Below are 8,706 nucleotides of genomic sequence, written 5' to 3' on the forward strand. Positions count from 1 at the left end.
TTGATTATGAAATTGAATACGGAACTGGGTACAGCACTGGTCATCGTAACGCATGACAGACAACTTGCTGCCAGAATGGATCAGCAGTTAACGTTGATTGATGGCAAATTACAAAACTGATTTATTTATCTTTTCGTTTAGCTGAATTTTGGCGCTGGTAGCGTTTTAACCAACTGTTGATCACGACCAGACGCCAGATTAATCGAACAATAATCACACCCGCTAACGCAGCCAGCGCGCCGCAGATTACCGAACCGAGTAATAATGGTTGCCAGATAAATCCTATCTCCTGCCACAACCATTCCAGACTGAAAGCAAATTCATGCGTGCGCAGTGGCACATCCAGCAGGATAGCGCCGACTTTATAAGTGAAAAAGTAAATTGGCGCCATGGTCAATGGATTGGTTATCCATACACACATCACGGCAATAGGCAGGTTTACCCGTAACCAGATAGCCAGCAGACCCGCCACCAGCATTTGTCCGGGCATCGGTATAAAGGCAAAGAAAACCCCTATCGCCACCGCCGCAGATACTGATCTGCGGTTAAGATGCCACAATTCCGGCGCCATGATCTTTTCGCCAAAACGCCGCATATGCTTATGCTCGCGCATGGTGACATGATCTGGCATGATTCGTTTTAGGAACTTACGAGGCATTACGTCTCAGTATTGCTGATAAACGGCGGTCATTATAGGGATATATGATTAAACCTGCCATTGCATTTTTGTCGGGCTGTTTACTGGTGGCATGGTTGCCCCAGCTGCTCTCTCCATATTGGCTCTACACTTTAATCCCCTTGATGATTATTGTCTGGCGGCGGTCTCAATGGACCGTTATGTGGTTTGTTGTGGCGGTAGTATGGGCAAGCTTCCAGGCTCAGCTCAGAATAGATGATCAGCTTGATCTTACACTTGAGAGACAGGATATTGTGGTGTCAGGTTTCATTACTTCCTTACCACATCATAACGATCAACGAATCCGTTTTGAATTCAAACCTGAAAATAACGATTTAAAGTTGCCCGATAAGATTCGCTTGAGTTGGTATTTCCCTCCTCCCAACCTCCCCCAATCCGGTGAAAAATGGCAGTTCTCTGTTCGCTTGAAAGCCCCACATGGTATGTCCAACCCGGGTGGGTTTGATTACGAAGCATGGTTGTTTCAGCAACAGATCGGGGCTACCGGATATATACGGGAATCTGATCATAATCAAAAATTACATTCAGCAAATTTGCTATCGGTTAATCATTGGCGTGCGCAGTTAATAGATAAAATGTCCGACGTCTTAAAGCAAAGTCCTTCGCTGGCGTTAGTTCAAGGACTGGCTGTTGGTAACCGTGACAATATGCAAACAAGCCAATGGGATACTTTACGACAAACTGGTACCAGCCATTTACTGGCAATCTCCGGATTGCATATAGGACTCGCTGCAGCACTGGGATTTTTTATTGCCAAACTGCTCTGGCGAATACGCAGTCGTCATTTATTAACATTAAGCGACAGGCAGGCCGGTGCTGTTGGCGGATTTTTACTGGCTTTGTTCTATGCCTTGCTGGCCGGATTATCCATCCCGACTCAGCGTGCATTAGTAATGGTCAGCGTGGTGATGCTCAGTATCTTTATAAAACGTCGTACTGATCCGCTGCATGTGCTGAGTCTGAGCTTGATATTGATTCTGATGCTGGATCCATTTGCGGTTCTGGCAGCAGGTTTCTGGCTTTCATTTGCTGCTGTTGCCTGCATTTTGTATATAGCACAATATCGACAACCGGCCAGAAAATGGCTCTGGCTGCATATTCATCTATGGATTGCAATAGGTCTGACGCCATTACTTTTACTGTTTTTTCAGGAAACCTCGTTGATTGCACCGTTAGCTAACCTGCTTGCGGTGCCGGTGATCAGTTTCCTGGTTGTTCCGCTGTTGTTAATTTCCATGCTGTTGTTAAGCTTTGATCTGCGATTGGCTGAATGGCTGCTGCAACTTACAGAATGGTTGTTATCCAAATTGTGGTGGTATCTGGAGTGGCTGGCACAATCACCCTTTTCTGTCTGGCAAACACCTGTGTTTCCCGTTGAGCTGCTCGCCATATCAATCATTGGCACGCTGATAATACTTGCCCCACGGGGTTGGCCTTTACGCTGGCTGGGTGCTGTTATGTTATTGCCACTTTTTTATTATCTGCCAAATAAACCAGAAAGCGGTGAAATCTGGTTTACGTTACTCGATGTGGGACAAGGCTTGTCAGCCGTAGTGCAAACTGAAAATCATACATTGGTTTTTGACACCGGTCCGGCTTTTGGTAATTTTGATACCGGTGCTGCAGTGGTAGTGCCTTATCTTCGATATCAAGGTATCAAGCAACTCGATATGCTGATGATAAGTCATGCAGATAACGATCATATTGGCGGAGCAAGTGCCGTTTTATCAAGCTATCCCACTAAACAGATTCTAAGCAGTGATCCTGATAAATTAGCTGGCAGTGAATTCTGCAGAGATGGCCAGTCATGGCAGTGGAATCAGGTCCGGTTTGACGTTTTACATCCTGATAAAGATCAAACCGGTAGCCGTAATGATTTATCCTGCGTACTTAAAATCAGCGGTCCATATGGTACGGTTTTATTGACGGGCGATATTGAGCGAAAAGCCGAGATAAAACTTATAAGACAATATGAGCAGCAGCTCAAAGCCGATATTCTGATTGCACCTCACCATGGCAGCCGCAGCTCATCCTCTACGACGTTTATCAGGCAGGTTTCTCCACGCTATGTTTTATTCGCCAGTGGTCATCAAAACCGCTACAACTTTCCTTCTGAAGAGGTAGTTTCCCGTTACCAGAATATTGGCAGCAAAACATTTCAAACGGGTAAACAAGGTGCATTATCTATCAAACTCGACCAACACATAGATTTAATGCCCATTGGATGGCGGGAGCAACACCGTAGAATATGGATGCGTAACGCTACTGAATAAATGCGTTTTCACGTATCATGGCAACATTTCATTAACTGGGACGGATGGAGCATGCTGGAACTATTTAAAGCAGGTGGCTGGCTGATGTTACCGCTACTTGGCTGTTCGATAATTGCCATTGCAATTATTGCAGAGCGGTTTTGGAGTCTACAACAACGTCGTATTGCACCACCTGAATTAATCACTCAGATCTGGCAGTGGTTACAATTCAAACAAATTGATCAATATCGCATTAACTCACTGCAAAAAAACTCTCCGCTTGGTCAAATTCTCGCTGCAGGTCTTATCAATCGCAACAGTTCTCGAGAAATTACCAAAGAAAGTATTGAGGATACGGGTCGCCATGTAACTCAGCTACTGGAACGCAACCTGAATACCTTAGGCACTATTGCCGCGATCTCCCCCCTAATCGGTTTATTGGGTACCGTTATTGGCATGATTAAAGTTTTTGCCGTCATTACGCTGGAAGGTGTCGGAAACCCGGAAACACTGGCCGGCGGTATTTCTGAGGCATTACTGACCACTGCAGCCGGTTTGGTCGTGGCCATTCCCAGTGTGATTTTCTATCGTTATTTCCGTGGGAAAATCAATCAACTGGTGGTCAGTATGGAAGAACAAGCCATGCAATTAATTGAAATGTTACATGGCGAACGTGAGTTTGATCCTGATGAGGCGCGTTCACAATGAAACTATTGCCACGGAACTCTGAAGAGCCTGATGTCAATCTGACGCCGATGATTGATGTGGTGTTTCTGTTGCTGCTGTTTTTTATGGTCTCCACCAGCTTTATTCGGGAAAGTTCTTTAAAAGTGGATTTACCTGAAGCCAGCGGTCAGGCACTGACGGAAGAGGAAACACCGATTGACATTATTATCCGGGCAAATGGAGAAGTGTTGGTTAATGAAACACCAATAGCCGTTGCCACCCGCGATGCCTTAAGGGATTTACTGAAAACCACTGCAGGCGATAATGCTGATCCACATATCATTATCAGCGCTGATGCCAATGCCGAATATCAACATATCGTTACGGCGATGGATGCCGCGCAATTACTTGGTTTTACCCGTTTGACACTGGCAACACGCCAAAAAACTGCTGAGACTCCATGAAACAAATAGCCAATGAAATGAGCGCTGTCCAACTGTATAAGCGCCTGCTGACTTATGTAAAACCCTATTGGCTGGTGTTTGGCGCCGTTATTTTGTCCATGCTGGTTTATGCCGGCAGTGAAACCGCGATGGCTGCTTTGATGAAACCGTTAATGGACGGCAGTTTTGTCGAAAAAGATCCGTTTATTATTAAATGGATCCCCATTGCGTTAATCGCTATTTTTCTGATTCGTGGTGTCGCCAACTTTCTAACCACCTATGGTTTAGGCTGGATCGCCCGTAATGTGATCATGACTCTGCGATCCGAAATGTTTGATCGCTTGCTGACATTACCTGCCAGCTTTTATGATAAAAGCACTTCCGGGCAGCTGATGTCCAAACTACTGTATGACGTTGAGCAGGTAGCTGATGCTGCGACGGACGCCATTCTGGTATTAGTTCGGGACACCTTGACGATTGTTGGCCTGCTTGCATGGATGATTTATCTGAATGGCTTGCTTTCGTTAATTATTTTACTGACGGTGCCGTTTATCGGCCTGCTGGTCTACAAAATCAGTTCACGTTTCAGACGCATCAGTAAGACCATTCAGGATTCAATGGGCGATGTCAGCCATACCTCCAGTGAAGTGATTGAAGGCCACCGTGAGGTGAAAACGTTTGGCAGCCAACAATATGAAGCCAAACGTTTTGATAAGGTCAATCAGCTGAATCGTCGTCAACGAATGAAAAAGATCGCTACCGAAGCGACCAGCCAGCCCATTATCGAATTAATTGCCGTGCTAGGACTGGCTGTGGTGATTTATCTGGCCACCCTGCCGCAAATGCTTGAGCAGATCACCGTGGGCACCTTTATCTCGTTTATCACGGCGATGTTTATGATCCTGACACCGCTAAAACGCCTTACCAAACTCAATTCCAAACTTCAGGCCGGTATCGCAGCCGCCGATAGTGTATTTACAATGCTGGACCAACAACCGGAAGCAGACACTGGTACAAAGCAACTGGAACGTGCCAGAGGCGATATTCGCTTTCAACAGGTGGGCTTTCAATACAATCCAAACTCACGAAAGGTTCTGGACAATATCAGCTTTGAGGTAAAAGCCGGTCAAACCATTGCGTTTGTAGGACATTCCGGAAGTGGAAAAACCACATTGGTTAGTCTGTTACCTCGATTTTATTCACCTACAGAAGGTCAGATATTCATTGATGAAACGGATATCAGCGATCTCAAGTTGCTGGATTTACGTCAACAGATTTCCCTGGTTAATCAGCAGGTTATTCTGTTTAACGATACGATTGCCAATAATATTACCTATGGTCAAAAAGAAGTTGTGGCTGAAGAACGTATTATTGCGGCAGCCAAAGCAGCTCATGCCTGGGAATTCATTCAGAAACTACCGGAAGGCTTGCAGACTGAAGTCGGCCAGAATGGTGTCTTATTGTCTGGTGGACAGCGACAACGACTGGCTATTGCCCGGGCGTTATTACGTGACACGCCCATTCTGATTCTTGATGAAGCCACCGCCTCACTGGACTCGGAAGCCGAACGACATATTCAGTCAGCATTGGAAAATCTGATGCAAAGCCGAACCACATTGGTTATAGCGCATCGACTATCCACTATCGAAAAAGCCGATCTTATTGTGGTGATGCATGATGGGCGCATTGTTGAAACCGGTACTCATCAACAATTGATCAGTAAAGGCGATCATTACGCAGAACTTCATCGACTGCAGTTTCAACAACAATAATGAAGACGGATTGGCTAACTAATAACTGGTATCGCCCCTCGTTAGTCTCACTGCTGTTACGTCCAGTCAGCTGGTTATATCGACTCATTATCAGTCTAAGATGTCAGTCATACCGAAAAGGCCTGTTCGAACAACTATCACTTCCAGTGCCCGTCATTGTAGTGGGCAATATCAGTGTTGGTGGCAGTGGTAAAACCCCTTTTGTGATCTGGCTGGCGCAATACTTACAGAATCAGGGCTGGCAACCAGGCATTATCAGTCGTGGTTATGGCGGCAAGGCAGATCATTATCCATGCAGTGTTCAGCTGAACAGTTCGGCTGCCGAAGTCGGTGATGAGCCCTTGTTAATTTATCAGCGCACTCACTGTCCAGTGGTGGTGGCTCCGGATCGGGTAGCCGCGGGGCAACAACTGTTAGCGGAAAATTCCTGTAATGTGATTATCACCGACGATGGACTGCAGCATTACCGACTTCAGCGTGATATGGAAATCGTTATTATTGATGCCAAACGAGGTCTGGGCAATCAATTATGTTTACCAGCGGGACCATTGCGTGAACCACTGTCCCGCCTTGAAACCGTTGATTTTACTATTTTTCATGGTGAGTCAGATTCACAACGGCTCACCATGCAACTACAACTCCAGCAGGCAATCCAGTTAAAAAATAATAACCGCCACACAGCATTAACTGAATTTGCTGAAACCCCTGTTTATGCCGTCGCCGGGATCGGTCATCCGCAACGTTTTTTTGACCAGTTGCAACAACTCGGTTTAACCATCATTCCCCATGCATTTGCTGATCATCATGCCTATACTGAAGCGGATTTTCGGTTTGCAGAGGCCTATCCCATACTGATGACTGAAAAAGATGCGGTAAAATGTCAGGGATTTGCCACAGAAAACATGTGGTATGTGCCAGCGGAGGCTAAACTGAGCCCATCACTTGGTCCAGCAATCGACAAAAAATTAAGAGAGCTTTAAATGGATAAAACCTTATTGGAAATACTCGCCTGCCCCGTCTGTAAGAGCAGTGTTTTATATCAGAAACAATCTCAGGAACTGGTGTGTAAAGCCTGCCGTGTGGCGTATCCCATTCGTGATGAAATTCCGGTAATGTTAATTGATGAAGCACGCGAACTGACGGCTGAAGAAACCTACTGATGCAATTTAAAATCATTATTCCGGCCCGCTTTGCTTCAAGCCGGCTGCCAGGTAAGCCTTTACGTCAAATCGTCGGAAAACCGATGATTCAGCATGTCTATGAAAGAGCCCTGGAAAGTGAAGCCAGTGAAGTCATTATCGCAACAGATGATCAGCGTATTGCCGAAGCGGCAAAAAGTTTTGGTGCAGATGTCTGCATGACAAGGGATGATCATATTTCCGGCACCGATCGTTTGGCAGAAGTGGCTCAGTTAAGAGCTTTTCATGGTGATGATTTAGTAGTGAATGTACAGGGAGATGAGCCCTGTTTGCCGGCCTTGTTGATTAATCAGGTGGCCGCGGATCTGGCCCACCATCGTGAAGCAGCCATTACTACGCTTTACAGCCCGCTAGAAGACGCTGAACAGGTATTTGATCCTAATATCGTTAAAGTGGTGGTGGATGCTAAAGGTTATGCGATGTATTTTAGCCGCGCTCCTATTCCATGGTTACGCGAGCAATTTAATAACAAACAGGCCCTCGACAACGTCACTATGCCGCATTTAAAGCATGTTGGCATGTACGCCTATCGAGCAGATTTTTTGCATCGTTATCATGAATTACCACCTGCACCACCAGAACAATTTGAATCACTGGAACAGCTTCGAGCGCTTTACCATGGCAATCGGATACATTTGACAGAAGCCCAGGTTGATCCGGGACACGGGGTAGATACAGAGCAGGATTTACTGGCCGTAGAGGCCTTGCTCTCTCAGTAATTGATCCAGACCGGCTGAGACTAATTCAGCATGTAACTCACCTTCACCGTCAAAAACCGGTAAAACATGGGTCACAGGAACCGGACGATGCCCTTCTCCGTATTGTGTTGGCTGGATATTACTGTCCTGATTGAGCTCCTGTAATACCAGCTCACAGCCATCCAGCAACTCAATAATTTCACAGCGTTGATGATGGTATACGACTTGCTGACCAATAAGGTTCAGCAAGTCGTCACAGCTAAATTTATGATTCCTTGGCATCTGCTTTAGGACTCTCTTCAGTTGGTTTTGGTTTTTCAACTGGTTTTGGTTTTTCAACCTTCTGAGTCTCATTATCAGCCGAAGCAGGATTTTTTTCTACTTCTTTTGTTTCACGGTTTTCTTTATCTTTCGCAGGTGCTCCGCGGCGGCGACGGTTATTAGTCGATGCTCCGGTGCTGGTACGCGAACGACGTGGTGCAGATTTAGCCGGAATTTTGTTGCCGTCTACTTCTGGCTCCGTCGATACTGGAATAGCATTGCCATTGATTTCCGGTTCTGGTTCAGGGATAGCATTACCATTCACTTCTGGTGGAGGTGTCGGAATGGCATTGCCCTTTTCCGGACGTTCCACTTTTTCAGAAGTTTCAGAGTTCTCAGTCGCTACTGTTCCCGCCGCTGCGGCATCGCCTTCACCACGTCCGCGACGACGACGTCCGCCCCGACGTGAACGTTTGGCATTGGGATTACGCGCTTTTTCATCTCCCGCAACCTCAACTGCAGGTTTCTCATCTGCGGTGGCAACTTTTGTGGATGCTTCCGCTGGTTTGATATTTTTCTCCTCTTCACCGGCAGCATTTTCAGGCCGACGGGGACGATTATTATTACGTCGGTTGGTATTATTTCGTCCTCGACTACGACGATTTTGATTACGGGTTTCTTTTTCCACATCAGTCTCTTTAACAACAGAAGCGGGTTT

9 protein-coding genes and 1 pseudogene are annotated in these 8,706 nt (G+C 46.2%); 7 read left to right on the top strand and 3 right to left on the bottom strand.

Annotation, left to right across the window (positions count from 1 at the left end; translation table 11 throughout):
* Nucleotides 1-121 precede the first annotated feature (121 nt).
* Nucleotides 122-658: a DUF2062 domain-containing protein gene (locus B3182_RS03395; protein WP_292353637.1), complete on the bottom strand. Its 537-nt coding sequence runs from the start codon at nt 656-658 to the stop codon at nt 122-124.
* Nucleotides 659-702: 44 nt separating this feature from the next.
* On the opposite strand from B3182_RS03395, the gene B3182_RS03400 reads away from it, so the two are divergent.
* The 7 genes from B3182_RS03400 to kdsB are packed head-to-tail and all read left to right on the top strand — an operon-like array spanning nt 703 to nt 7,748.
* Nucleotides 703-2,970: a DNA internalization-related competence protein ComEC/Rec2 gene (locus tag B3182_RS03400; RefSeq protein WP_292751564.1), complete on the top strand. Its 2,268-nt coding sequence runs from the start codon at nt 703-705 to the stop codon at nt 2,968-2,970.
* A gap of 51 nt (nt 2,971-3,021) precedes the next feature.
* Nucleotides 3,022-3,657 (top strand): MotA/TolQ/ExbB proton channel family protein, encoded by a 636-nt coding sequence (locus B3182_RS03405; RefSeq protein WP_014708108.1) that lies wholly within the window; start codon nt 3,022-3,024, stop codon nt 3,655-3,657.
* On the top strand, nt 3,654-4,079 hold the full coding sequence (locus B3182_RS03410) for an ExbD/TolR family protein (RefSeq protein ID WP_292353635.1): 426 nt from the start codon (nt 3,654-3,656) through the stop codon (nt 4,077-4,079). The genes B3182_RS03405 and B3182_RS03410 overlap by 4 nt, the downstream gene beginning before the upstream one ends.
* Nucleotides 4,076-5,830, top strand: coding sequence for a lipid A export permease/ATP-binding protein MsbA (gene msbA / locus B3182_RS03415; protein WP_292353634.1), 1,755 nt, complete (start codon nt 4,076-4,078; stop codon nt 5,828-5,830). Before B3182_RS03410 ends, msbA begins: the two co-directional genes overlap by 4 nt.
* On the top strand, nt 5,830-6,810 hold the full coding sequence (gene lpxK, locus B3182_RS03420) for a tetraacyldisaccharide 4'-kinase (RefSeq protein ID WP_292353633.1): 981 nt from the start codon (nt 5,830-5,832) through the stop codon (nt 6,808-6,810). Before msbA ends, lpxK begins: the two co-directional genes overlap by 1 nt.
* The gene (locus B3182_RS03425; protein ID WP_292353632.1) at nt 6,811-6,990 is read left to right on the top strand and encodes a Trm112 family protein; all 180 of its coding nucleotides are present in this window, start codon (nt 6,811-6,813) and stop codon (nt 6,988-6,990) included.
* On the top strand, nt 6,990-7,748 hold the full coding sequence (gene kdsB / locus B3182_RS03430) for a 3-deoxy-manno-octulosonate cytidylyltransferase (RefSeq protein ID WP_292353631.1): 759 nt from the start codon (nt 6,990-6,992) through the stop codon (nt 7,746-7,748). The genes B3182_RS03425 and kdsB overlap by 1 nt, the downstream gene beginning before the upstream one ends.
* Here the strand turns inward: kdsB and B3182_RS03435 are convergent.
* Nucleotides 7,716-7,976 (bottom strand): hypothetical protein, encoded by a 261-nt coding sequence (locus B3182_RS03435; protein WP_014708114.1) that lies wholly within the window; start codon nt 7,974-7,976, stop codon nt 7,716-7,718. The genes kdsB and B3182_RS03435 overlap by 33 nt on opposite strands.
* 16 nt (nt 7,977-7,992) lie before the next feature.
* Nucleotides 7,993-8,706 (bottom strand): annotated as a pseudogene (locus B3182_RS03440) (ribonuclease E/G); the annotation flags it as partial.

It is taken from the genome of Methylophaga sp. UBA4204 (genome assembly GCF_002379485.1).
GTDB lineage: Bacteria > Pseudomonadota > Gammaproteobacteria > Nitrosococcales > Methylophagaceae > Methylophaga.